The organism is Bacteroides sp. NSJ-48, assembly GCF_014287405.1.
Taxonomy (GTDB): domain Bacteria; phylum Bacteroidota; class Bacteroidia; order Bacteroidales; family Bacteroidaceae; genus Bacteroides; species Bacteroides stercoris.
Map to the genome: position 1 here is coordinate 1 of NZ_JACOOD010000051.1, position 25,269 is coordinate 25,269.

28 protein-coding genes and 1 tRNA gene are annotated in these 25,269 nt (G+C 46.7%); 20 read left to right on the forward strand and 9 right to left on the reverse strand.

From position 1 onward, the window contains the following. The first annotated feature begins 321 nt into the window (after positions 1–321). Both H8S52_RS17010 and H8S52_RS17015 read left to right on the forward strand, forming a co-directional pair. The gene (locus tag H8S52_RS17010) at positions 322–2,442 is read left to right on the forward strand and encodes a DUF262 domain-containing protein (RefSeq protein WP_186910280.1); all 2,121 of its coding nucleotides are present in this window, start codon (positions 322–324) and stop codon (positions 2,440–2,442) included. Positions 2,443–2,517: 75 nt separating this feature from the next. Beyond that, positions 2,518–3,330, forward strand: a complete 813-nt coding sequence (locus tag H8S52_RS17015) for an RNA methyltransferase (protein ID WP_186910281.1) — start codon at positions 2,518–2,520, stop codon at positions 3,328–3,330. Between the two features lie 29 nt (positions 3,331–3,359). On the opposite strand, the gene H8S52_RS17020 is transcribed toward H8S52_RS17015, so the two are convergent. After that, positions 3,360–4,397, reverse strand: a complete 1,038-nt coding sequence (locus tag H8S52_RS17020; RefSeq protein WP_186910282.1) for an alcohol dehydrogenase — start codon at positions 4,395–4,397, stop codon at positions 3,360–3,362. Between the two features lie 161 nt (positions 4,398–4,558). Between H8S52_RS17020 and H8S52_RS17025 the strand changes: the two genes are divergently transcribed. From H8S52_RS17025 to H8S52_RS17055, 7 genes are all read left to right on the forward strand, one after another. Next, positions 4,559–5,008: a DUF6078 family protein gene (locus H8S52_RS17025; protein WP_117985795.1), complete on the forward strand. Its 450-nt coding sequence runs from the start codon at positions 4,559–4,561 to the stop codon at positions 5,006–5,008. Between the two features lie 207 nt (positions 5,009–5,215). After that, positions 5,216–5,896 carry a glycine zipper domain-containing protein gene (locus tag H8S52_RS17030; RefSeq protein ID WP_186910283.1) on the forward strand — a complete coding sequence of 227 codons (681 nt, stop codon included), beginning with the start codon at positions 5,216–5,218 and terminating at the stop codon, positions 5,894–5,896. Positions 5,897–6,030: 134 nt separating this feature from the next. Next, positions 6,031–6,252, forward strand: coding sequence for a hypothetical protein (locus H8S52_RS17035; protein WP_117907300.1), 222 nt, complete (start codon positions 6,031–6,033; stop codon positions 6,250–6,252). Between the two features lie 11 nt (positions 6,253–6,263). Then, the gene (locus H8S52_RS17040) at positions 6,264–7,907 is read left to right on the forward strand and encodes an RluA family pseudouridine synthase (RefSeq protein WP_186910284.1); all 1,644 of its coding nucleotides are present in this window, start codon (positions 6,264–6,266) and stop codon (positions 7,905–7,907) included. A gap of 82 nt (positions 7,908–7,989) precedes the next feature. Beyond that, positions 7,990–8,427, forward strand: coding sequence for a GNAT family N-acetyltransferase (locus tag H8S52_RS17045; protein WP_005652499.1), 438 nt, complete (start codon positions 7,990–7,992; stop codon positions 8,425–8,427). 38 nt (positions 8,428–8,465) lie between these two features. Next, complete coding sequence (locus H8S52_RS17050) at positions 8,466–8,858, forward strand: VOC family protein (RefSeq protein WP_117985785.1); 393 nt, start codon at positions 8,466–8,468, stop codon at positions 8,856–8,858. A 108-nt stretch (positions 8,859–8,966) separates the two neighbouring features. Next, entirely contained in the window at positions 8,967–10,265 is a 1,299-nt protein-coding gene (locus H8S52_RS17055; RefSeq protein WP_186910285.1) for a glycoside hydrolase family 28 protein, read from the forward strand. 137 nt (positions 10,266–10,402) lie between these two features. Here the strand turns inward: H8S52_RS17055 and nfo are convergent, their stop codons facing one another. The 3 genes from nfo to H8S52_RS17070 all read right to left on the reverse strand — a co-directional run bounded on the left by nfo (position 10,403) and on the right by H8S52_RS17070 (position 12,179). Next, a complete protein-coding gene (gene nfo / locus H8S52_RS17060; protein WP_186910286.1) occupies positions 10,403–11,236 on the reverse strand; it encodes a deoxyribonuclease IV in 834 nt (277 codons plus the stop codon). Positions 11,237–11,258: 22 nt separating this feature from the next. Continuing rightward, entirely contained in the window at positions 11,259–11,570 is a 312-nt protein-coding gene (locus H8S52_RS17065) for an MGMT family protein (RefSeq protein WP_117899725.1), read from the reverse strand. 126 nt (positions 11,571–11,696) lie between these two features. Then, positions 11,697–12,179 carry a PepSY-like domain-containing protein gene (locus H8S52_RS17070; protein ID WP_034536163.1) on the reverse strand — a complete coding sequence of 161 codons (483 nt, stop codon included), beginning with the start codon at positions 12,177–12,179 and terminating at the stop codon, positions 11,697–11,699. A 111-nt stretch (positions 12,180–12,290) separates the two neighbouring features. On the opposite strand from H8S52_RS17070, the gene H8S52_RS17075 reads away from it, so the two are divergent. Continuing rightward, complete coding sequence (locus tag H8S52_RS17075) at positions 12,291–12,746, forward strand: N-acetyltransferase (protein ID WP_186910287.1); 456 nt, start codon at positions 12,291–12,293, stop codon at positions 12,744–12,746. After that, complete coding sequence (locus H8S52_RS17080; RefSeq protein WP_117667424.1) at positions 12,739–13,107, forward strand: nitrous oxide-stimulated promoter family protein; 369 nt, start codon at positions 12,739–12,741, stop codon at positions 13,105–13,107. Before H8S52_RS17075 ends, H8S52_RS17080 begins: the two co-directional genes overlap by 8 nt. Here H8S52_RS17080 and H8S52_RS20055 read toward each other — a convergent pair. Both H8S52_RS20055 and H8S52_RS17085 read right to left on the reverse strand, forming a co-directional pair. Next, positions 13,053–13,259 carry a hypothetical protein gene (locus H8S52_RS20055; RefSeq protein ID WP_022103267.1) on the reverse strand — a complete coding sequence of 69 codons (207 nt, stop codon included), beginning with the start codon at positions 13,257–13,259 and terminating at the stop codon, positions 13,053–13,055. The two genes, H8S52_RS17080 and H8S52_RS20055, sit on opposite strands and share 55 nt — an antisense overlap. A gap of 2 nt (positions 13,260–13,261) precedes the next feature. After that, positions 13,262–13,726 carry a MaoC family dehydratase gene (locus tag H8S52_RS17085; protein WP_186910288.1) on the reverse strand — a complete coding sequence of 155 codons (465 nt, stop codon included), beginning with the start codon at positions 13,724–13,726 and terminating at the stop codon, positions 13,262–13,264. A 344-nt stretch (positions 13,727–14,070) separates the two neighbouring features. On the opposite strand from H8S52_RS17085, the gene H8S52_RS17090 reads away from it, so the two are divergent. The 4 genes from H8S52_RS17090 to H8S52_RS17105 are packed head-to-tail and all read left to right on the forward strand — an operon-like array spanning position 14,071 to position 18,123. Continuing rightward, a complete protein-coding gene (locus H8S52_RS17090) occupies positions 14,071–15,945 on the forward strand; it encodes an ATP-binding protein (RefSeq protein ID WP_186910289.1) in 1,875 nt (624 codons plus the stop codon). 12 nt (positions 15,946–15,957) lie between these two features. Next, positions 15,958–16,368, forward strand: a complete 411-nt coding sequence (locus H8S52_RS17095; protein ID WP_005654607.1) for a secondary thiamine-phosphate synthase enzyme YjbQ — start codon at positions 15,958–15,960, stop codon at positions 16,366–16,368. A 9-nt stretch (positions 16,369–16,377) separates the two neighbouring features. Further along, on the forward strand, positions 16,378–17,103 hold the full coding sequence (locus H8S52_RS17100) for an SDR family oxidoreductase (RefSeq protein ID WP_186910290.1): 726 nt from the start codon (positions 16,378–16,380) through the stop codon (positions 17,101–17,103). Positions 17,104–17,142: 39 nt separating this feature from the next. Continuing rightward, positions 17,143–18,123: a lytic transglycosylase domain-containing protein gene (locus tag H8S52_RS17105; protein ID WP_186910291.1), complete on the forward strand. Its 981-nt coding sequence runs from the start codon at positions 17,143–17,145 to the stop codon at positions 18,121–18,123. A 3-nt stretch (positions 18,124–18,126) separates the two neighbouring features. On the opposite strand, the gene H8S52_RS17110 is transcribed toward H8S52_RS17105, so the two are convergent. The 3 genes from H8S52_RS17110 to H8S52_RS17120 form a co-directional block, all read right to left on the reverse strand. Further along, positions 18,127–18,900: a TIGR03915 family putative DNA repair protein gene (locus H8S52_RS17110; RefSeq protein WP_117907308.1), complete on the reverse strand. Its 774-nt coding sequence runs from the start codon at positions 18,898–18,900 to the stop codon at positions 18,127–18,129. Then, the gene (locus H8S52_RS17115; RefSeq protein ID WP_186910292.1) at positions 18,878–20,167 is read right to left on the reverse strand and encodes a putative DNA modification/repair radical SAM protein; all 1,290 of its coding nucleotides are present in this window, start codon (positions 20,165–20,167) and stop codon (positions 18,878–18,880) included. The genes H8S52_RS17110 and H8S52_RS17115 overlap by 23 nt, the downstream gene beginning before the upstream one ends. 182 nt (positions 20,168–20,349) lie before the next feature. Next, a complete protein-coding gene (locus H8S52_RS17120) occupies positions 20,350–20,526 on the reverse strand; it encodes a histone H1 (RefSeq protein ID WP_005654596.1) in 177 nt (58 codons plus the stop codon). A gap of 149 nt (positions 20,527–20,675) precedes the next feature. Between H8S52_RS17120 and H8S52_RS17125 the strand changes: the two genes are divergently transcribed. The 5 genes from H8S52_RS17125 to H8S52_RS17145 all read left to right on the forward strand — a co-directional run bounded on the left by H8S52_RS17125 (position 20,676) and on the right by H8S52_RS17145 (position 25,104). After that, on the forward strand, positions 20,676–21,317 hold the full coding sequence (locus tag H8S52_RS17125) for a helix-turn-helix domain-containing protein (RefSeq protein WP_005654595.1): 642 nt from the start codon (positions 20,676–20,678) through the stop codon (positions 21,315–21,317). A 70-nt stretch (positions 21,318–21,387) separates the two neighbouring features. Then, positions 21,388–22,020 carry a hypothetical protein gene (locus tag H8S52_RS17130; protein ID WP_005654593.1) on the forward strand — a complete coding sequence of 211 codons (633 nt, stop codon included), beginning with the start codon at positions 21,388–21,390 and terminating at the stop codon, positions 22,018–22,020. A gap of 200 nt (positions 22,021–22,220) precedes the next feature. Next, complete coding sequence (locus H8S52_RS17135) at positions 22,221–24,320, forward strand: KamA family radical SAM protein (protein WP_186910293.1); 2,100 nt, start codon at positions 22,221–22,223, stop codon at positions 24,318–24,320. A gap of 60 nt (positions 24,321–24,380) precedes the next feature. Further along, positions 24,381–24,956: a uracil-DNA glycosylase family protein gene (locus H8S52_RS17140; protein ID WP_117985774.1), complete on the forward strand. Its 576-nt coding sequence runs from the start codon at positions 24,381–24,383 to the stop codon at positions 24,954–24,956. Positions 24,957–25,031: 75 nt separating this feature from the next. Further along, positions 25,032–25,104 (forward strand) — tRNA-Trp (locus tag H8S52_RS17145). The last annotated feature ends 165 nt before the right edge of the window (positions 25,105–25,269 follow it).

A 25,269-nucleotide genomic window follows, 5' to 3' on the forward strand; every position in this document is an offset into this window, starting at 1 on the left:
TTGTGGAAAAAGAACGGTTTGGTTGGGAATGTAAGGACGAAAATGTAACTTTGCCATAACGAAAAACTTTATGCCTAAAGATACGAAAACTTTGGGTAATAACAAAGCCCGGGCTTGAGAAAGTCTGGGCTTTGCGCATAAAAAAAGGCTGTGTCAGCATTTTGACACAACCTCATAAAACATAAGAGAAACGATATTCTTTCGGGCCTAACCCCGTTTTTATATCGAACTCGGTTATGAAAGTAACCATAGATTGCGCATATGCTTGCACAGCTATGAGTCAAACTTAACAATTGAAGTCTGTTAAACTAAAAGCAAAAAATGAAAGGTTCGGTAAATATCAGTGACTATTTCTACGGCGCAAAGACACAGTTCATTATACCCCTCTACCAGCGTAAGTATGCATGGCAGAAAAAGCATTGTGTACGTTTATTTGAAGATCTGATAAAAATTCATAAAGAAGAATTGCAAAGCCATTTTTTCGGAAGTATTGTTGCAACAAAAGCCAGCGAGGTTGAAGACGATTTGCTGATTATCGATGGTCAGCAGCGTATCACAACTTTATCGCTCCTGATTCTGGCCGCTTTCAATGCAGTTGCCAATGGCGATATGCAACCTGGCAATGAAGATATTGAGGAAGTAAGGAAAAACTATCTCTATGCCATAAGAAAAAGAATTGACAGACAGATAAAACTGCGCCCGATTGAAGGAGATATCGAAGCATATGATGCACTGTTTACCAACAATTCAGATGATTTCATCAAGAATACAGGCATTACTGCAAACTACGAACTTTTTTACCAATTAATTCAGATAAGCAACCTCACTTTTGAGGAGCTTATTAAAGCCATCGAGAAACTGGAAGTGATTGATATTCGTTTGGAAGCGAAAGATAATCCACAGTTGATTTTTGAATCTCTAAACTCGTGCGGCAAAGACCTTGAAGAGGCAGATAAGGTACGCAACTATCTGCTCATGTCACTTTCTTCCAAGAAGCAGGAAGACTACTACCATGCCTACTGGAGCAAAATAGAAAAACTGACAGATGGAGAGCCGACAATGTTTATCCGTGATTATCTGACACTAAAGAAAGGCACGATCAGCAATATTGAGGACTTATATTTTGACTTCAAATCATACGATATGAAGTCTCACATCGACCGTCAAGTCCTCCTTGAAGATATGTTGAAGTTTGCCAAATACTATCGGCAGATACTCAAAGGCGAAACCAGCCATGCCCGTCTCAACCGCAAGCTGAAACAGATTGCGACCATAGAATCTCTTGTACACCTGCCCTACCTGTTATCGTTCTTTGACTATGCGTCAACGAATAACCTGAACGAAACCGAACGGTATGAAGTATTGGACACAATCGAAAACTACTGGGCCCGCCGGATTATCTGCAACTACCCTGCAAATGCGCTTCAAAAGATGTTTGCTACTCTCCATAATGATATTTTGAAGATATACAAACGCCATAAGGAAAGAGATGCCGAGTTACTTCTACCGTACTCTCAGATTCTCAAATTCATTTTGCTCAGGAAACAAGGAACCGTATCATTTCCAAACGACAACGATGTCAAATCAGCCTTTCCAACCAGACAGATTTATCGTATTCCAAGCAACTATAAGTTCTTCCTGTTCGAACGTATGGAAAATGAAAACAGTCCGGAGGCAAATGATACAATCGTAAAAAAAATGAAGGACGGCATATTCACCATAGAACACATCATGCCTCAGACACTAACACCTCAGTGGAAAGAAGAACTGGGAGAAAACTGGCAGCAGATATATGACACCTATCTCCACACTTTTGCCAACCTAACCCTTACCGGATTCAATACGTCATACAGCAACCACTCGTTTCAAGAGAAAAAGGACGGATACACAGACCGTAAAGGAAACAAGATTAACGGTTTTAAAGACTCGGCTTTCTGTTTGTCAAACTATCTAAAACAATGTTCTAAATGGACTATTGACGAGATTAAAGAGAGACAACAGATCCTTCTTGAAAACTTCCTCCGGCTATGGCCGATGATAAAGACGGAATATGTTCCACTGGAAAAGGAATATGAGTTGGTTTCATTTGACGACGACGAATATGAACTGAGTTGGCGGCAAATCATCGGTTATCGCTACAGAAACGAACGGCATGCAGTCTCAAACTGGGTGGAAATGCTGGTACAAGTCTGCAAACTCATATACAATGAAAGTCCTTCTACAATGACCTATGTAGCCGGTAAGAATTACTGGATACATGCTTCCGAGGCCAAAGGAAGAAGCAAAGTGGCAGAACATTGTTACGTTCATACTTCTTGCAGTACAAACACCAAACGCAATATCTTGAACTACTTATTTAAAGAATGCGAGATACCGGCAAGCATTCTTGAATTTGAGCTGGTTCCACTGGCAGATAAGGTTATGGACTCCAATGAAGAGTAATTCTTTTTCATTGTTTGATTTTAATCCCGATTCACGAAAACACATCAAAAACAATAACAAAAAAGAAACAGCCACATGCCCATCATCGAAATATCATCCCTATCCCACCCCGGAGTGGAAATTTTCAGCACACTTACCGAAGCTCAGCTACGTAGTCGCATCGAACCTACCAAAGGCATCTTCATTGCGGAAAGTCCCAAAGTCATTTCCGTTGCCATTGATGCAGGATATAAACCTCTGGCACTTCTATGCGAACAGAAACACATTACGGGTGATGCCGCAACCATCATTGGGCGCAGCGGAGACATTCCGGTCTATACAGGAACAAGAGAGTTGCTTGCCACGCTTACCGGATATACCCTGACCCGCGGCGTCTTTTGCGCCATGCGTCGCCCCACGCCACTCAGCCTTGAGGAAGTATGCCGGGAAGCCCGGCGTATCGTAGTGATAGACGGCGTGGTCGATACAACCAACATAGGAGCAATCTTCCGTTCGGCTGCCGCTCTCGGCATAGATGCCGTGCTGCTCACCCCCACCTCTTGCGACCCGCTCAACCGGCGTGCGGTCAGGGTATCCATGGGGTCGGTATTCCTCGTACCATGGACTTGGCTGGACGCTCCCATCGGCAGACTGAACGACTTAGGTTTCCGCACGGCAGCTATGGCGCTTACCGACAACTCCATACCTATCGACAATCCTGCCTTGACCGCCGAACCTAAGCTGGCTATCATAATGGGTACCGAAGGAGACGGACTGTCACGCGAAACCATTGCTGGGAGCGACTACGTAGTCCGCATCCCCATGTCGCACGGCGTCGACTCGCTTAATGTAGCTGCCGCTGCTGCCGTAGCTTTCTGGCAACTTCGCACACCAGCTTCCGGAAAATAAAACAGGAAAATAAAGCCTGAAGCTTGTTTTTATTTTCCCGCTATCGCCACTTTAATCACCCCGTCCAGCCTGTTTTCGAATACGCGGTATGCTTCTTCGATTTTTGTCAGGGGAAAACGGTGCGTGATAAGCGGCGTGGTATCAATCTTTCCCGCCTCTATCAAACGGAGAATCTCGGCACAATCGCATCCATCCACTCCACCGGTCTTGAAAGTCAGATTCTTACCATACATATCGGGCAAAGGAAGTATTTGAGGCTTATCATAAAGCGCCACAACCGTAACCACCGCATTGGGACGGGCACATTCCCACGCCAGGCGGAAAGTGTCTCCGGCTCCTGCCACTTCCAGCACGACATCAGCGCCTCCGTGATCGCTGTTACGAAGTACAAACTCCTTACACTCTTCCGGCTCCGTCACCAATACATCAGGATAATGTTCACGGATAAACCGAATTCTTTCAGAGGACTTTTCACAAACAATGATACGCTTCGGTTTCTTCAGCATTACGCAAAGCAAGGTACATATCCCCGTAGGGCCGGCTCCTATGACAAGAACCGTATCATTCTCGGAAATCTCCGAAATGCGTGCCGCCCAAAATCCCGTAGCCAGCACATCACCTACAAAAAGCGCCTGTTCATCGCTCACCGAATCGGGAATGCGGTTCAATCCCCGGTCGGCATAAGGAACCCTGACATACTCCGCCTGACCGCCGTCGATACGGCAACCCAATGCCCATCCGCCGTTCGCATCCGTACAGTTATTCACATATCCATGCCGGCAAAAAAAGCACTCGCCACAGAAAGTCTCAACATTTACAGTAACCCTGTCGCCCGGTCTGACCGAAGTAACACGACTCCCAACCTGTTCAACGACACCCACCATCTCATGCCCCACGGTTATTCCCGGCACGGCACGCGGTACACTGCCATGCTTGATGTGCAAATCACTGGTGCAAATGCTGCCAAGCGTTATACGGACAATGGCATCACGCTCATCTTTCAGTTTGGGTTTCGGTTTGTCCAACAATTCAAACCGCCCCCGTTCAACATATGTATATGCAAGCATACTCTCCTCCTTTCGTTATCATTTTCCCGCGAATATAATCATTACATTCATGATAAAAGAACGATAACGGAAAATATTCGCCACTTCCTCACACCCGTAAGAATAAGAATGGCTACATTTGCAGACAGATATATAACTCCTCATATAAACCGTAACCCATGATGAAAGAAAAAGAACTTGCATTCTCTGATATTCCCAGAAACTTCCTATGGTGCATCAACCGGCAATGCCCTAAAGCCGCAACCTGTCTCAGGCAACTGGCCGAAAGACTTTCACCGGTAACACTCGTATCCTGTGAAACCATCAATCCCAACCATTTAACCGGACCTGCCGACGGATGTCCCTATTTCCGTTCCAACAAGCAGGTGAGATATGCCAGAGGCTTCCTCGGAATCCTAGAAAACCTCACCACCCGGCAGAAGCGCTTCTTCAGCAGCCGTATCATCAACAACTCCAGCCGCCGCACCTATTATCGAATCCGCAACGGCGAACGGGCATTGTCTCCCGACGAGCAGCAGAACATAATAAACGTACTCAAAGAATGCGGAGTGACCTTTGCCATTGAATTCGATGCTTACTTCGAGGATTATGACTGGGGCAGTACATTATAGTATGCCACTTAATTGGCACAACTTTGCCTATTCGATGGCACAACTTTGCCATTGAATAGGCAAAGTTGTGCCAACATACAATTCCATTATCCATGAAGTACGGATATGAATGTTTTTATGAAGTAAAGGAATACAAAAGAGTAAAACAGAACAGGCAACTTATTACATATTTCGCTATCTTTGTATCATTAACCAAAGTTCAACGACATGAGGAAACTGATTGCAGTGTCAGCCGTTTCATTGCTCGTCCTATCCGGTTGCGGCACAAGCCAAACGGCAACGGGCGACCCCGGCGCAATATTTGCCGGTGCAGCTATCGGCGGAAATGTCGGTGGTGCCATCGGCGGTCTGATAGGAGACAATAATGGCGGCTGGCGGGGCGGTTACCGAGGTTCGGCCATCGGTACAATTATCGGAACCATTGCCGGAGCAGCCATCGGGAATGCTGTGTCTGCCCCCAAACAAGAGGCATACGGTTACCGGATAGAAAGAACAGAGCCCTACAAACCGCAGCACGAAACGTATCCCGCTCCAAGCGTCTTCGACAACCTAAGGATACGCAACATCCGTTTCATAGACGACAGCCGTGACCACGTAATCAGTTCGGGTGAGAAAAGCAAAGTAATTTTCGAAATCATGAACGAAGGTGAACAGACTATATATAATGTGGTACCGATGGTTACCGAAACCACAGGTATGAAGCGCATCTACATTTCACCACCTGTAATGGTAGAGCAAATCGCCCCTCACAACGGCGTGAAATACACCGCCACCATCAGCGCAGGCGAGCGGATAAAGACGGGAAACGTTACCATACGGGTGGCCGTAGCCGACGGAAACGGGCAACAATACGACTGGCAGGAGTTCTCACTTCCCACCGAGCGATAAACAAATTTTCGGAGTCTATACAGACTGAACACAGAGACGTAGAAAATTTAACAGCATGAAGAAAATAATACAGAGCATACCCTGATTCTCTGTATTTGAAAAGCAAAAGTTGAATACTTTATAAACGACAGATTATGGCCGACAACTATCTGGAAAACCAATACGAACAGTATCAGGCGCGCAAAGCTGCCTGGGAGAGGGAACGCAAATACGGAAAGAAGAAAAAGAAATCAGCGTATCCGCATCCCTTGCCGCAACAGAAGGATGCGGAAGATGTCCTGCCCGTTCTGGACGAGGAGAATGACAACATTCCCTACATCATCAATACGGACAATGATAATTTGATTGACGATTAACCCCTCTCGCCATGTTGCACCATTTCCATACCCCCGTAGCAGACATACCATTGCCGGAAAGATTTACTTTCCCTTTTTGCTATACACCTCATCCGCTCTGCGTGGCAGCAGCGAAAGAGGTGCAAGCCTATCTCGGTTTGCAGGAAGCGTGGAAAGAAGAGTTGGCGCAGGGCAAGATGTTCGGTGTTCTGGTTGTAAGGACTCAAGAGGGTGAAACAGGATACCTGGCAGCATTCTCCGGCATACTGGCGGGCAGTAATGTACATCCGTTTTTCGTACCGCCGGTCTACGACCTGTTGCAGCCGCAAGGGTTCTTCAAGATAGAGGAAGAACAGATTTCGCAAATCAACACGCGCATCGGCCTGTTGGAAGAGGATGAAGAATACAAACGACAGGTACAACAACTGGCTGCCCTGCGGCAAACTGCCCAAGAAACGCTGGAAGAAGCCAAACGGCAGATGAAACGCGCCAAAGAGAAACGGGAAGAGCGAAGACGCGAAGCAGCTTTACCCAACAGTACTCCAATGACGCCTGAGGAAGAGAGTGCCCTGATACGCGAAAGTCAGTTCCAAAAAGCCGAATACAAACGCATGGAACGTGCCTGGAAAGAGCGGATTGCTCCCTTACAACAAACGATTTCCGATTATGAGGCCGGCATACAGGCATTGAAAAGCGAACGTAAGCAACGTTCTGCCGCCTTGCAGCAAAAACTGTTCGAACAATTCAAGATGCTGAATTACCGGGGAGAAGTCAAGACGCTTTGCGACATCTTCGGGCAGACCGTACACAAAACCCCGCCTGCGGGAGCCGGTGAGTGCGCCGCACCCAAGCTGTTGCAACAAGCCTATCTGCACGGGTGGAAGCCTATTGCAATGGCAGAATTCTGGTGGGGAGAATCCCCCAAAACAGAGATACGGCATCACGGACATTACTATCCCGCCTGCAAAGGCAAGTGCGAGCCTATATTGGGACATATGCTGCAAGGTCTTGAAGTGGACGAGAATCCGATGCTGAAGGAATTGCAGTCCGGCAAGAAAACATTGGACATTATCTACGAAGACGAATGGCTGGCGGTGGTTAATAAACCGGCAGGGATGTTATCCGTACCCGGCAAGGAAGATGTGGTTTCCGTTTACAGCATGATGCGCGAGCGGTATCCCGATGCGGACGGTCCGTTGATTGTACACCGCCTGGATATGGCTACATCGGGACTGCTGGTGGTTGCAAAAACCAAGCAGGTCCACCAAAACCTGCAAGCGCAGTTTAAAAACCGCAGTGTAGGCAAACGCTATATTGCGTTGCTTCAAGGCAGCGTTTCTCAAGATGCGGGAACGGTTGAACTGCCGTTATGCCCGAACCCGCTCGACCGCCCCCGGCAAATAGTGCATACCGGATATGGCAAGCCCGCCGTAACAGACTTTGAAGTACTGGAACGCAAGGACAACCGTACCCGTATCGCCTTTTATCCCCGCACCGGACGCACCCACCAGCTTCGGGTGCATGCCGCCCACCCGCTCGGACTGCACTGCCCCATCATAGGCGACGAACTCTATGGACGGAAAGCCGAACGCCTATATCTGCACGCCGAAATGCTGGAGTTTACACATCCGGTGACCGGAAAGAGAATAAGCATCACTCAAAAAGCAGACTTCTAACCTATGAAGTAACCGATTATAACCGGTAACCGACGTTCATGCCAACAGTAATCACTATTAATAGCCCCAAAACAAGTATCCGATGAAAATCCTTCGACCCACCCCGCAAGATTATGACGAACTGCTCACCGTATGGGAAGCCTCCGTTCGCAGTACCCACCATTTCCTGACAGAAGAGAACATACAATTCTACAAGCCATTGGTACGAAACCAATATTTCCAGGCCGTAGAGCTTTACATCATCCGCAACCGGGAAGGAAAAATCGCTGCCTTTATGGGGCTGAGCGACGAACTCATTGAAATGCTCTTTGTACATCCCGATGAACAGGGAAAAGGATATGGCAAGCAGTTGATGCAATACGCACTCCACGAAAAACATATCTATAAGGTGGACGTCAATGAGCAAAACGAAAAAGCTCACCGGTTCTATCTGCACATGGGCTTCCAACTCATCGGAAGAGATGAAACCGACCCTTCGGGGAATCCTTTTCCCATTTTACACCTGCAATGGAAGCCGTAGATGAACACGCATCGTATAAAACAAAAACAGATTGACTTATGAGAATACATCACATCGCCATCTGGACTTTCCGTCTGGAAGAAATGAAAGAATTCTATGTCCGTTACTTCAAAGGTACAAGCAATGAGAAATACGTCAACCCCAAAAAAGGGTTTGAATCCTACTTTATCCGCTTCGACTGCGGAGCCGACCTGGAGCTGATGAGCCGTACCGATGTACAGAATACTCCCATCGGGGAAAACAGGCTCGGTTTGACCCACTTCGCCTTTGCACTCGACAGCAAAGAAGAGGTTCTCGAACTGACGGAAAAGCTGCGAAGTGCCGGATATACCATCAGCGGAGAACCCCGTACATCGGGAGACGGATATTTTGAAAGCGTAGTGCTCGACCCCGACGGCAACCGTGTGGAATGCGTGTTCAAGGCAGGCTGAAAAGTCATTTTACACAGAATTTAAATCAACGTCTTTCGTCCGGCATTGCACTAAGTTTCCTATGTTTGCAGCATAATTCATAAGTAGATTTTAAATTTATCGGAAACCATGAAAATCATTGCATTCCTATTTACGGCATTTATCAGCCTGCAAATGTCCGGGCAAGAGAAATTCCCCGATGGCACGCCTATTCCCGACTGGTTCAGACAGAACGAAATCGTAAACATCGACACACTGGGCAAGAAGTATACCATTACCGATTACGGTGTGACAAACGACAGCACAATCCTGCAAACGGAGAAAATACAAGCCGTCATCGACCGGGCAGCCGAGAATGGCGGCGGCGTTATCATCATCCCCAAAGGAACATTCCTCAGCGGCTCCATCTTCTTCAAGCCGAAAACGCATCTATACATGGAAGAAGGTGCAGTGCTGAAAGGAAGTGACGACATCAGCAACTTCGCCATTGTCAACACCCGCATAGAAGGGCAAAGCCTGAAATACTTCGCCGCACTGGTGAATGCCGACAAGGTAAACGGATTTACCATTTCCGGCAAAGGCACAATCAACGGCAACGGGCACAGGTACTGGAAATCTTTCTGGCTGCGCCGTCAGGTTATCCCGAAATGTACCAATATGGACGAGTTGCGTCCCCGCCTGGTTTACATCTCCAACAGTAACGATGTGCAAATCTCCGGAGTACGCCTTATGAACTCTCCGTTCTGGACTACGCATATCTACCGCTGCAATAACATAAAGCTGCTGAATCTCCATATTTTCGCTCCTGCCGCCCCGGTGAAAGCACCGAGCAGCGATGCGATAGATATTGACGTCTGCAGCAATGTACTGGTGAAAAACTGCTATATGTCCGTCAACGACGATGCCGTGGCACTGAAAGGCGGCAAAGGCCCGTGGGCGGATAAGGACCCCAATAACGGCAGCAACACCAACATTATCATAGAAGACTGCACGTACGGCTTCTGCCACAGCGGTCTGACATGCGGCAGCGAGTCGATACACAACCGCAACATCATTCTCCGCCGCTGCAAAATCAGCAATGCCACGCGCCTGTTGTGGCTGAAGATGCGTCCCGATACGCCGCAACACTACGAATACATCCTGGTGGAAGACATCACAGGCGATGCCAAGAGCATGCTGCTCATCAAACCGTGGACACAGTTTTTCGACCTCAAAGGTTGCAAGGACATCCCCCTCTCACGTGCCAACAACGTGACGCTGCGCAATATCAGCCTGAACTGCGACATATTCTTCAACGTCAGAAAGTCCGACCAATACGAATTGAAGGATTTCACTTTCGAGAATTTGAATATCAAGGCAAAGAATGCCCAATGCGACAAAGAGATTATCTCTAATTTTGAGTGGAAGGACGTTAAGGTCAACCAATAATGCAGGTAGCAGGCAGCAAACGCATCACGAGAAACGAATAAACTTCATTATCGTATAATTCGGGCACAAATAACGCGGACTTTCGTGGATACAATTAATAACATCCACGAAAGCCCGCGTCATTTATTTCCGGACAATTATTCAAAACTACGCAGCATGCTGATTTCTTCCGCCCAAAGCGTTTCATCCGGAGTTTCGAGTATCACCGGCATATCGTTAAAACGCTCGTCTTTCATAAAACGCTTGAAGAAATCCAAGCCGATAAGCCCCTTGCCGATACTGTCGTGACGGTCTACACGGCTACCCAACGCTTTTTTCGAATCGTTCAAGTGTATGGCGCGCAGACAACCGAAGCCAACGGTCTTATCGAATTCGTCGAAAACCTTATCGTATTCATTTACGATATCATAACCCGCCGTATACGTATGGCACGTATCAAGGCAGACACCTACGCGCGACTTGTCTTCCACACGGTCGATGATATGTTTCAGTTGCCAAAACTCATTGCCTACATTGCTGCCCTGTCCTGCCGTATTTTCAATGACCGCCGTTACGCCTTGCGTCTTGCCTAAGGTAATATTAATCGATTCGGCAACCCTGTCCAGGCAAGCCTCAACCGAAATTTTATTTAAATGGCTGCCCGGATGGAAATTCAGCAGTTCCAGCCCCAGTTCCTCACAACGTCGCATCTCATCCAGAAAAGCCGCACGGCTCTTCTCCAGTCCTTCTTCTTCGGGATGTCCCAGATTTATCAGATAACTGTCGTGTGGAAGAATATAACGTGCCTCCAAAGCATATTTCCTGCAATTCTCCTTAAACAAGGCAATACTTTCCTGCGTCAGGGGCTTCGCCACCCACTGACGCTGATTCTTGGTAAACAGGGCAAAAGCATTCGCTCCTATTCCATGGGCATTGACGGGAGCCAGCTCCACACCGCCGCCGGCAGATACATGTGCACCTATAAATTTCATATTTCGATTATTATTCGTTAGTTTATTGTTCTTTCATAAATTCCCATTGAGACTTTTTCATATCTACAAAGCCGTTTGTCTTAAACCGGACACCTTCATTCTCCAACAATACTCTTTGCTCCGTCCAACCCGGCACTAATCTGCCCCGGCTGTTTACAACCCTATGACAAGGCAAATGCAATTCCTCCGGTACGTTGTGCATAGCCTGCCCCACCATACGCGAGCACTGAGACCTGCCTACCAAACTGGCAATCTGCCCGTAGGTTACAACGCATCCTTCAGGAATAGCGGCAACAACACTGTAAACATCTTGCAGAAAAGTAGTCCGATTCATAAGATAAAGTCTTTCTTTGCGGCAAAGATAGCGTAAACAGAGAGTATAAAAAATACACAGCTTTGTTTTTTATACCAAGCGACAGAAATGAGATGCCTACCCGACAGCGGGGCGTCTCACGTCTGATTACAGGAAAGTACTTGCCCCAAGCGTATTGTAAGCGTAAGTGATATTCTGCTGGCGGAGAACTTCACCGTTCGGAGTAAACAATATCTGATATTTTATCTGCACGTTCGGCCTGCCCACCTGTATGGCTACAATAGGTTGCCATTTGGGAAATTGCACCCAAACAACATTCTGTACCACCCCGTCCGAAAACTGACTGGCTGCAAAAGCGTTGAATACGGCGGCAGGCACCTCATCCAGGGTTTCCCAATCCGTTTGCTTCATTACCCACTCTGCATCCGTATTGAACCAGACCTTGGTATCAAATCCGTTCATCATAAAATCCGCAACATAATACTCCTCGTCCTGCGACCAGGCTATCCCTTTGGCGGAAGGATACATTTTCGTCAGGGCAGTTTGCACATTATCAGGAGCATAGCCTGCAAAAAGTGGCAAAAATGTCCAAAGCGTCAAAAAAAAGAACAAAGACTTCATTTTATCCATAACCATTAATCTATTCCATGTTGGAAATCAACAATATTTCCTGGTGTTTTGTTTGGTTCTATGCCCATAAGGATTATCTTTGCCATACAAACCCGTTCAAACAGCAATGAAATGATAAGTATACAGCCTGTGCTCCATAATAAGAAACAATACCTCGACCTGCTGCTTTTGGCCGATGAACAAGAATCCATGATAGACCGTTATCTGGAACGCGGTGAAATGTTCGTGTTGTCCGAGGACGGCAGTATCAGAGCATCTTGTGTCGTCACCCGCGAAGCAGAAGATGTTTTTGAGATAAAGAACATTGCCGTTTATCCGCAATTCCAACGTCGGGGATACGGGAAGAAACTGATACAGTATCTTTTCGGACATTATGCAGGCAGATGCCGGACAATGCTCGTAGGAACCGGAGACAGCCCATTGGCGATTCCTTTTTACGAGAACTGCGGATTTACCTATTCCCACCGCATCCCGGACTTCTTTACGGATAACTACGACCATCCCATTTATGAAGCGGGCAAACAACTGAAAGATATGGTTTACCTGAAACGCAATATGGATGAATAAGACCTGCCAATCACACATTGCCCAAGAACAACGCACCGTAGAACAGATGATCCGCCTCTATTGCCGCAGGAAAGAGGGCAACAAGGAACTCTGCCCGCAATGTCTCGAATTGCTGGAGTACGCACGCATGCGCCTGTCGCGCTGCCCGTTCGGAGAGAATAAAACAACTTGCAGACTATGCCCGGTACATTGCTACAAGCCGGAGATGAAGAAGCGGATGCAGGAAGTCATGCGATATGCCGGACCGCGCATGCTGCTCTATCATCCGACCGCAGCATGCAGGCATTTATGGAAAGAGCGTATATATCAATATTTCACCAGACGTTTCGGAGTCCCGTGCCAGGAACAGCATAAGCAGTAAACCTCTTCCAGGTCATACCCTTCCAAAGAAGCTGCCGGATCTTTCGGTACGACCTCGCCTTTGTCCGACACATATACGGGCAAACGCTCTCCCTGCCCGTTCAAGACATAAAATGCCCCCACCTTGCATTGGGGGCACACCATTTTGCGCATAATCAGTTGAAATAATATAAAAATACAGCAATACCTTCAAGCGCTTTCTTCTTCTCGCCCTGAATCTCAATGGCAAACTTTATTTCCGCCTTTGCCACACCGCGCAGGTTTGCCAACGAATGCAGAGAAGCCACCAGACGGATGCTCTGTCCGGAAAGTACAGCCTGACCGAACTTCATCTTATCCATTCCGTAGTTAATCATCATCTTCAGGTTATTTACCTCGATAATCTGATTCCACAGATGAGGCAACATGGAGAGGGTGAGATAACCGTGTGCAATGGTACTCTTAAAAGGACTTTCGGTCTTGGCGCGTTCTGTGTCAATGTGAATCCACTGATGGTCCAGCGTTGCGTCGGCAAAGAGATTGATGCGTTCCTGCGTAAGTTTCACATACTCCGAAACACCGATTTGCTGACCTACCAGCTTTTCAAAATCCTCGTACGAATTGATAATAACTTTTTCCATATATTTTTTGTTTTGTTGGGTAAATGCGTTGTAAACGGTAACAAAGATACCGCTTATCTCCGAATAAATTACAAGCGAATCACTAAAAAGCCATATTTTTCCGGTTGTTGTTACGGTAATTACTCTCATTATTACCCGTATCATTCTTCAAAATAGCATGCAAATTCACGCTCTCTTATCAACAACTGACATCACGGTTTCACAGACCAAGGCAAAGATAAGTTCAACAAAATCATTATTGTACCGCTTTTAATAAAACATCCGTTCCCTATTTCTTTCCATTTCTGCGAATTATATCTATTTTTGTATGCGCATATAATATAAACAACCCTAAACATCCATGTATGGACGCTGAAAAGGATTACAACCTGCTGTCAGAAATAATGCACAACGCCAATATAGGCTGGTGGAAAGCCGATATACAAGATGCCGATTATATATACTACGGCCCCATCGCCAGCCTGTTAGGATTGGAAGAAGGCGGTTGTATCAGTTTTGAAAATTTCAACAAGCGCATACTGAGAGAGGAACAGCCGCACACTACCGTCCGTTCCTTTGACAACATACAACAGACGAATGAAACCGTCTATCTGCTTGATACCGTCAAAGGACCGACATGGGTCCGCAGCAAAATCTGTATGCAAAAAACCGATGAAAACGGAAAGACCAAAATTTACGGCATAGCCGAAATACAGGACGGTCCTTATATGTCGTCCGCCACACAGATGCTGCGACAACGCGAACAACTCTTGCACAACATCTATAAGCATCTTCCGGTAGGCATTGAAGTCTACAATACAGACGGAGTATTGACAGACCTCAACGATAAGGAATTGGAGATGTTTCATCTGCAACGAAAAGAAGACTTGCTGGGTATCAATATATTTGATAACCCTATCTTCCCGAAAGAGATGAAAGAGAAACTGAGAAAGTATGAAGACGCCGATTTCACATTCCGCTACGACTTCTCGAAAGTAGGTTCTTACTACAATCCGCAAACCAAGACCGGTACAATAGACCTTGTAACTAAAGTAACCACGCTGTACGACGAGAACCACACCCCCATCAACTACCTGTTGATTAATGCCGATAAGACCGAAACCACCGTAGCCTACAACAAGATACAGGAATTCGAAAGTTTCTTCGAACTGATAGGCAACTATGCCAAAGTAGGATACGCACACTACGACTTACTCACCCGGCAAGGAGATGCCCAACACAGCTGGTACATCAATATCGGCGAACAAGAAGGAACTCCTCTGTCCCAAATCATCGGAGTGTACAGACATATCCATCCCGAAGACCGGCGCGCCATGCTCGGTTTCCTGAATAAGGCAGCAAAAGGTATGGAAGACAAGTTCAATAAAGAAGTACGTGTTCGCAGAGAAGACGGCAGCTATACTTGGACACATGTCAACCTGATAGTAAAAACCTACGCTCCCGAACGGAACAATGTCGAACTAATCTGTATCAACTACGACATTACCCGGCTCAAAGCCACGGAAGCCATGCTGATAGATGCCAAAGAAAAAGCCGAAGAGTCAGACCGCTTGAAATCGGCCTTTCTTGCCAACATGAGTCACGAAATACGTACACCGCTGAATGCTATTATCGGCTTTTCCAGTCTCCTGCCCCATGTAGAAGATGCTGAGGAACGCAACCATTATATCTCCCTGATAAACCACAACAACGAATTGCTGCTGAACATCATCAACGATGTACTGGATTTATCGAAGATAGAAGCCGGACACATAGAGTTGGTCCCGGTCTGGTGCAACCTCTCCGACCTGATAGATGAAAGTTGCACCGAATGCCAGCCCAACGTACCTGAAGGCGTAACGCTCAAGAAACGCTACCCGGCAACTCCCAACCTGATAAAGCAAGATCCGATGCGCATCAAGCAGGTTTTGAGCAACCTCATATCGAACGCACTGAAAAATACCGTACAGGGCTATGTCGAAATTTCGTACGAGACGACACCGTCCGAAACAAGAATAAGCGTTTCCGACACAGGGCGCGGAATCCCTGAGGAAAAGCTCGGCATAATATTTGAACGGTTCGAAAAAGCTGATACTTTCATTCAGGGAGCCGGATTGGGCTTGCCTATCTGCAAGTCTATCATGGAACATATGAACGGAACAATCGAAGTAACCTCCACCGTAAATAAAGGTAGCACGTTCACAGTAGTGTTTCCTTGCCAAGTACGGCCAATGGAATAAAGAACAGAAAATATGATTATACAGAAAGAATTTACCCTTACCCCCCATCGACGCGGGTTCCATCTGATTACGGAAGAAATAGTACGTAACTTGCCACAGTTGCCTCCGACCGGACTATTGCACTTGTTTATCAAACACACAAGTGCCGCACTAACCATCAACGAGAACGCCGATCCGGATGTACAGACAGATATGGAAGCTATCTTCAACAACCTTGTCAAAGAGCGTGAGCCCTACTACGAACATACCTGCGAGGGTGACGACGATATGCCGGCGCATGCCAAATCCACCATTGTAGGAGCAGAACTGACCATCCCCATCACCAACGGACGGATGAATATGGGCATCTGGCAGGGCATTTATCTTTGTGAATTCCGCAACCGTGGCGGCGGAAGAAAAATCGTAGCAACCATTATCGGATAATCTCTTCCCATGAAAAAAGCTATCATCATAGGAGCCACCTCAGGCATCGGACAGGAAGTAGCCGGAATACTCGTACAACAAGGCTGGCGCATAGGCATTGCCGGCAGACGCGAAGAAGTCCTGCGAAGCATGCAACAAGCCAATCCCCAACAGATAGAGATACAGCATCTTGATGTGACAAAGGAAAATGCCGTCTTACACCTTACAGAACTGATAGACCGCTTAGGCGGCATGGATTTATTTTTCCTCAGCTCCGGCGTAGGTTATCAGAACAGGAACCTGGAACCTGAAATAGAACTGAATACCGCACGTACCAATGTCGAAGGCTTTATCCGAATGGTAACCGCAGCTTTCGATTATTTCAAAAAGACAAAAAAAGGACATATCGCTGTAATCAGCTCCATAGCAGGTACCAAGGGATTGGGAGTCGCACCCGCCTACTCCGCCACCAAACGGTTTCAGAATACATACATCGATGCTTTGGCACAACTCGCACGGATGCAGCATCTTAATATCCGCTTCACCGACATCCGTCCGGGGTTCGTAGCAACGGATTTACTGCGAAACGGCAAGTATCCGATGCTGATGCATGCCGATAAAGTGGCGGAATATATCGTCCGGGCGTTGAAACACAAAAAACGAGTGACAATAATTGACGGACGCTATCGTCTATTGGTATTCTTCTGGCGAATGATTCCACGTTGGCTGTGGGAACGGTTGCCGATAAAGAATTGATTTCGTATCTTCACGCCCAAAAAGCAAAAAACAACCAAGATGAAAAGAAAGTCCGGATATATGATACTCACAGTCACTACCGCCTTGTGCATAGGCACTTCGCTGCCTTTTCTCCTTGGCAGCAGTGTACTGAATCCAGAAAAACAGTCGGTTAAATCGGAAATACCTTACTGCGTCACCTCTCCTACCGTACCCGCCAAGATTGCCTTTGCCGGACAGGAAGTAGACTTGTTACGCTACGACCACCGCGAGCGCATGGACCGTGAACTGATGTCGTTTACCTATATGCATTCTACCACAATGCTCACCATAAAGCGTGCCAACCGTTATTTTCCTATTATAGAACCTATACTAAAGGCAAATGGCATACCGGATGATTTCAAATACCTTGCCGTTATAGAAAGCACACTTAACCCACTCGCCAAATCGCCCGCCGACGCTGCCGGAATGTGGCAGTTCATGCCCGGTACAGGGCGCGAGTTCGGTCTGGAAGTAAACAATAACATCGACGAACGCTATCATGTGGAAAAAGAGACGAAAGCCGCTTGTAAATATCTGAACGAAGCCTATGCCAAATACAATAACTGGCTTTGCGTGGCCGCTGCCTACAATGCCGGTCAGGGACGTATCTCCACACAGTTACAAAAGCAAATGGTGAGTCAGGCAGCAGACCTTTGGCTGGTAGAAGAAACCTCACGTTATATGTTCCGCTTGCTGGCAGCAAAAGCTGTTATCAGCAACCCGCAACAATACGGTTTTTTGATGAAACGTGAACACCTATATCCGGCTATCCCTTACACCGAAGTGAAAGTCACCACGGGAATAGCCAATCTGGCACAATTCGCCAAAGATAAAGGAATCACTTATGCCCAGCTGAAAGATGCCAATCCCTGGCTGCGAGACACTTCACTAATGAACAAAAGCGGACGTACATACATTCTGAAGATACCGACACAAACCGGAATGCACTATAACCCGCATAAAACTGTTCCGCACAACAAGAACTGGGTAATAAACTAAATACTAAGTCTGCTTCTCGGTCAAATACTTCCAATATCGCACGGGCATGTCTTGCCTGTGCTTGCGGGGATTCAGCCTTTCCTTGATACAGATTGCCTTGAAATAAGTTTTCCAAAGTTGCTGAAAGAGCTTTTCATCCTTATCCATAAGGCTCTCATCCAGTATTCCTGTCACAAGATGTCCTTCTCGGCTATCTTCCCCAAAAACAACGTTCCGCACCTCTTTTAAATCGTAATAATAACCATAAGCACGCTTGATGTCGTATATCAACCAACATTGGTCGGCAAAACGGTCTTTAAAATGCCCGGTTATCAAGGGAAGTACATTCTTCTCCGGTTCTACCGCCGCAAAATAAGTGCCATCTGCTGCTTTCTGAAAACGGACAAACTGCAACATCCGTATCCGTTCCCAATCCACCCGCTTCCACATACGCGAAAATTCCAAAACATCAGGGTCTGCAAAGTTCGTTTCAATGGAACGGGAAGCATCTATTGCCTTACGGATATAACGGAACAAAAGCGATGCAGTTTCCGGCTCTTCCGCCAACCAGCACTGCGTAAGACAAGACAAGGCGGATGCAGAAAGTTTTTTCTGCAAACCACGCCAAACCCTCCCCGCTTTCTCTTCATCCGATACTACAGTAAAAGCCTCGTCACAGAACAGAGGAAGCGGCTCCCCTTCCGCCAGCAAAGCATCCGGAAAAGTACGACGGGAATAGGCTTCAAAAACAGAAGTCAGCAATCCCTCAAATGTATTATCGAATATAAACAGAATCATTTTCTTCGTCTCCAAAATCAAGCATCAGCTGCCTGTCGTCATATTTCGTCCCGGGTTTCTGCACCAGCAAGTTACGTACTCTCTGCGGAGTCATTTCATTGACCGTACGTACTGGCAGTTCGCTGCACGTAATAAAGTACTGCGCCTTCTTCATCACCACACCGATCTTCTTCAGTTGATAAAATCCCAATTTGGAGAAACGGCGGGAAGCGACTATCAGACGAGCCGATTTCACACCGATACCCGGTACACGGAGTATCATCTCATAATCCGCCTTATTGACGTCAACGGGAAACTGTTCGGGATGCCGCAACGCCCACGACAACTTCGGGTCTATCTCCAAATCCAAATCCGGATAAGCGTCATCCACAATCTCATCTACCTTGAACTGGTAGAAACGTAGCAGCCAGTCCGCCTGATAGAGCCGGTTCTCACGCACCAAAGGCGGCTGTTTCAAAGCCGGCAGACGCTTGTCGTACGTGTTCACCGAGATATATCCGGAATAATAGACGCGCCGCATCGTAGGACGCTGATAAAGAGCCGATGAAAGAAAAAGAATATCCTTGTCCGTCTCGGCAGTAGCACCTACAATCATCTGCGTGCTCTGTCCTGCCGGGGCAAAACGGGGTGCATAGCGGTATTTCCTGCGTTCTTCCGCACTCTCCAAAACACCTTGCTGAATATAGCGCATCGGAGCAAATACGCTTTCATGGTCTTTTTCCGGAGCAAGCAGCCTGAGGTTTTCTTCCTTGGGAATTTCCACATTGACACTCAGACGGTCGGCATACAGCCCCGCCTCATTCACCAACTCACGACTGGCTCCGGGAATGCTCTTCAAATGGATATAACCGTTGAAACGATGGATAGTACGAAGGTCTTTGGCTACACGCACCAGCCGTTCCATCGTATAATCGGGATTGCGCACCACTCCGCTACTCAGAAAAAGGCCTTCAATATAATTGCGGCGGTAGAACTCCATTGTCAGGTCCACAAGTTCGCTGACGGAAAGAGTGGCACGAGGCAAATCATTACTGCGACGGTTAATGCAATAAGCACAATCGTATATGCAATAGTTTGTCAGCATCACCTTCAGCAACGAAATACACCGCCCGTCTTCTGCAAAGCTGTGGCAGATGCCCCATCCGCCCACGGTATTGCCCAGCATGCCTGCCTTGTTGGAACGTACAGTGCCACTGGACGAGCAAGAGACATCGTACTTTGCCGACTCTGCCAATATCTTCAACTTATTTAGTACATTTTCGTTCATACCCTGTGCCAAAAGTAATAATAAAACTTCTATTTAAAAGCAAAAGGCCAAGCAATTAATATATTAAAATCGTTGAGGAATATCATAAAAATACGACTTATTTATACAAAACAGCCATTATGCATAAAATAAAAAAGACCGCCGAACGGCAGTCTTTCACAGCATTAAATCTGCGTTTTCTCTTACTTTTTAGAATCTTCCAAAGATGCTTTGCGGAATTCTTTCATTGTCTTTTCGATTTCCAAAGAAGCCTTACGTGCACGAGTACCGGCTGCCTTGTTACCGTTTTCCAACTGAGCTTTTGCATCTTTTTCGAATGCTGCATACAATTCTGCAACTTTTTCAACTAATTCTTTCATAATCCTTTTTTAATTACTTCGTTAATAATGTCCGACAAAAATACATTCTTTCTTGAAATAAATGCAGAAAAACGATATTTTTTTTGAAATAATACGCAAAATCGGCATTTAAAAAGGCTTATACGTGTTTTTTATCTATTTTTGCAGACATGAAAACGCTTACTGATACCCAATATATACATGCTCTCATAGCCGAAGGAGAGCACCAACAACAAGATTTCAAGTTCGAAATATCTGATGCACGAAAAATTGCCAAGACGCTTTCTGCCTTTTCAAATACGGACGGCGGACGGCTTCTCATCGGCGTAAAAGACAATGGTAAAATTGCCGGAGTGCGTTCCGATGAAGAACAATATATGATAGAGGCAGCAGCCCGGTTATACTGCCGGCCGGAAGTGAGTTACAGCACACAGACCTATCAGGTAGAAGGCCGCAGCGTATTGCTGGTGCAAATCGATGAAAGCGACCGTAAACCGGTATATGCCAAGGACGAAGCCGGCAAATATCTTGCCTATCTGCGCATCAAGGACGAGAACATACTTGCCACCCCGGTACATCTGCGTATCTGGCAACAAAGCGAAAGTCCCCAAGGAGAATTGATGGAATATACCGAACGGGAGCAGCTACTGCTTGATTTACTGGAACAAAACGACCGGTTGTCACTGAACCGTTATTGCCGTCTGGCACGTCTGTCACGCCGTGCTGCAGAGCATCTGCTTGCCAAACTCATCCGCTATGACATTGTGGAACCCGTATTCGAAGGGCATAAGTTTCACTTCAAGCTGAAATAAAGAGTTGGAGTGCTGGTAAAAAGCAAGTTATTTACTACCTTTGCGCCCATAAATCAGAAAAATTATCATCATGGGTATATTTGCCAAACTATTCAACAAGAATTCGGAAGAGGTTTCTTCCAGAAATGTGGAGGACTTCGTTTCATTGACACGCGTCTATTTCCAGTCCGTGATAGCCGCCAACCTGGGCATCACCAACATCCGTTTTGTGCCGGATGTAGCCAACTTCAAACGTTTATTCAAAATCCCCACACAAGGCGGACGTCTGGGACAAGCGGAAAAAGCAGCTTCCCGCAAGATGCTGATGCAGGATTACGGCATCAGCGAAAGCTTTTTTAAAGAGATTGACGCATCCGTAAAAAAACACTGCCGTACACAGAACGATGTACAAGCCTATCTTTTCATGTATCAGGGATTCTCCAACGACCTGATGATGTTAATGGGCAACTTGATGCAATGGAAATTCCGTATGCCTTCCATCTTCAAAGGCGCATTACGCAGCATGACCGAAAAAACAGTACATGAGGTTTGCACCAAGACCGTGTGGAAAAAGGACGATGTGCACAAGACCGCTATGACAGTCCGCCAATACAAAGAGCGGTTGGGATACTCGGAACAATGGATGACAGAGTATGTATACAACATAGTCATGCTGGCAAAAAAAGAACCCAAAAAGAAAGGTGACGAACAAGAAAAAGCATAAGCTAAAGTTTTGACAAATAGGCAGAAAAGCGTTTGTTAGCAAAACAAAAAGAAATCTAAAATATTTCATAAGACGAAAGGCGAGGTTTTTATACCCCGCCTTTTTTTGTTATATTTATCAGACCGTTTTTCCCCTCACGGAATATTGAAAGCGCATCCTGCGCCAATCACCGATTATTAATCTCTAAAAAAGAATTGCGTATGAAACAAAAGAAAATGCTTGCACTCACTCTCTCACAACTGAAACAACTTTACCGGCACGAACTCCCCGAACTGACCGGCATCGCCGCCCGAAGCGGAGATGCACAGACTTTCAAAACATATCTGTCGGAGTATATGGCGGGACATCCCCAAGCGGAAAGTGAGGCCGGCAAGCTGATTCGACTTCTGATTGATTATGACGGACAAAAAGTACATGAACTCTCAACGGACAAGCAACTGCCTGTTTCAACCCTCTCCTTACTCTATGATTTCCTCACCGGCAAACTGGAAGAATACCTCGAAACTGACCTTTTCATTGATTTATTCCGACAATTCAAACGTCTGCAACACCCCGAACATCCCCTACCCGGCTTCCAACGCGTAAAAGCCTGGAGTGAACGGTGGCCTTCCGGACTGGATGAGGATGTGCAACAACTCCGGGCATACAACAAAGAACGTATCCTGCATGCCCTTATACAGAAAATAGAAAACCGCAAGAATTCTGCTTCACGCTTTCATTTTGCAGAAGGCATCAGCTATGAAGAAAAATTCCGGCTCGTCAGCGAATGGTGGAACGATTTCCGCTTCCACCTTGCAATGGCAGTGAAAAGCCCTACGGAACTGAACCGTTTCCTGGGCAATTCACTTTCCGTGGAAACCATGTATTTATTGTCGCGTGCACGTAAAAAAGGCATGCCGTTCTTCGCCACCCCCTACTACCTTTCCTTATTGAACTGTACCGGAAGCGGCTATAACGACGACTCTTTACGCAGCTATATCCTCTACTCGCCCCAATTGGTGGAGACCTACGGACAAATCCGCGCCTGGGAACGCGAAGACATTGTAGAAGCTGGCAAGCCGAATGCTGCAGGCTGGTTATTGCCCGACGGTCACAATATCCACAGACGCTATCCTGAGGTGGCCATTCTTATCCCCGATACCATGGGGAGAGCCTGCGGCGGACTTTGCGCTTCCTGCCAGCGTATGTACGATTTCCAAAGCAAACGCCTCAACTTTGAATTTGAAGAACTGCATCCCAAAGAAAGCTGGGACAAGAAATTGCGCCGCCTCATGACCTATTTCGAAGAAGACACGCAATTGCGTGACATCCTCATTACCGGCGGCGATGCCCTTATGAGCCAGAACAAAACCTTGCGCAACATATTGGACGCCGTTTACCGTATGGCGGTGCGCAAGCGAAAAGCCAACCAGGAACGCCCGGAAGGTGAGAAATACGCCGAATTGCAACGCATCCGCCTCGGTTCGCGCCTGCCCGCCTATCTACCGATGCGCATCAATGACGAATTAGTGGACATATTGCGTGAATTCAAGGAAAAGGCATCCACGGTCGGCATACGTCAGTTTATCATCCAGACACATTTCCAAACCCCGCTGGAAGTTACTCCCGAAGCAGAGGAAGGCATTCGCAAACTGCTCTCGGCAGGATGGCTCATCACCAACCAGCTGGTGTATAATGTAGCCGCATCCCGCCGGGGGCACACTGCACGCCTGCGACAGGTATTAAATAAACTGGGCATAATCTGTTACTACACATTCTCGGTGAAAGGATTTGAAGAAAATAATGCCGTTTTCACTCCAAACAGCCGCTCCATACAAGAAGAGCAGGAAGAAAAAGCATTCGGAAAACTTACCAAAGAAGATGCCCATAACCTCTCCGTACTGTTGGAACGGACACACGACCCTGCCGCCTGTATCCGCCGTTTTACGAAAGCACATCGCCTGCCATTCCTCGCCACAGACCGGAATGTGCTGAACCTGCCTGCCATCGGAAAAAGCATGACTTTCAAAACGGTAGGAATCACTCCGGAAGGAAAGCGTATCCTTCGTTTCGAACACGACGGTACACGTCGCCATAGTCCTATTATAGACAGTATCGGAGCAGTATACATTGTCGAAAGCAAATCCATAGCCGCCTATCTGCGACAACTGCAAGCCATGGGAGAAGACACGGAAGACTATGCTTCCATCTGGAACTATACGGAAGGAAAAACCGAACCCCGGTTCAGCTTATACGAATATCCGGATTTCCTTTTCCGGATTACAGAAAAAATGAGTAATCTGGGACTTGAAAGCTGCTGAAAAACTATTTTTGATTAACTTTGCCTTATCATCCGCTAATGTATAAGCAAAATCAATCTTATGGAAATAGAACAGCATCCTTTAGAACCTTTCCTTCCCGGCAATGCACGTTTGCTGATGCTGGGGAGTTTCCCGCCGCAAAGAAAACGCTGGTCCATGGAGTTTTACTACCCGAACTGGAATAATGACATGTGGCGTATTGCAGGTCTTTTATTCTTCAATGACAAAGACCATTTTGCCGACAAATTCCAAAAAGCTTTCCGCAAGGAGCGTATCATCGATTTCCTGAACGAAAAAGGGATAGCCCTGTTCGATACGGCCACTGCCGTAAGGCGATTGCAAGACAATGCATCCGATAAGTACCTCGAAGTGGTCCGGCCCACCGACATATCCGCATTATTGCAACAACTGCCACAGTGCAAAGCGATTGTCACTACGGGACAAAAAGCCACCGACACGCTCTGTGCGCTGTTCTCATTGCAAGAACCTAAAGTCGGGGATTTTACAGAATTCATTTTCGCAGACCGCCCTATGCGGCTCTACCGCATGCCCTCTTCATCAAGAGCTTATCCGCTGGCTTTAGAAAAAAAAGCGGCAGCCTATCGCATTATGTATCAGGACTTACAAATGTTATAAGCCATTTTTTTAAGAAAATAAAGCAACAAAGAACTTGCAGATTTGAAAGTTTCCATTACCTTTGCAGCCGCAAACACGGGAGTAGCTCAGTTGGTAGAGCACCGGTCTCCAAAACCGGGTGTCGGGAGTTCGAGCCTCTCCTCCCGTGCAATGATAAGACCTTGTAAATTTAAAAAATTACAAGGTCTTATTTTGGCTCAGTAGATTTTTAGCGGGGATTATTTTTTATACTCGTGAAGTATTGCTTACTTCGCATTATGAAAAACGATTATTTGAACATGCTAGCCAGCCTCGTGTTGCCTGCGCAGATATT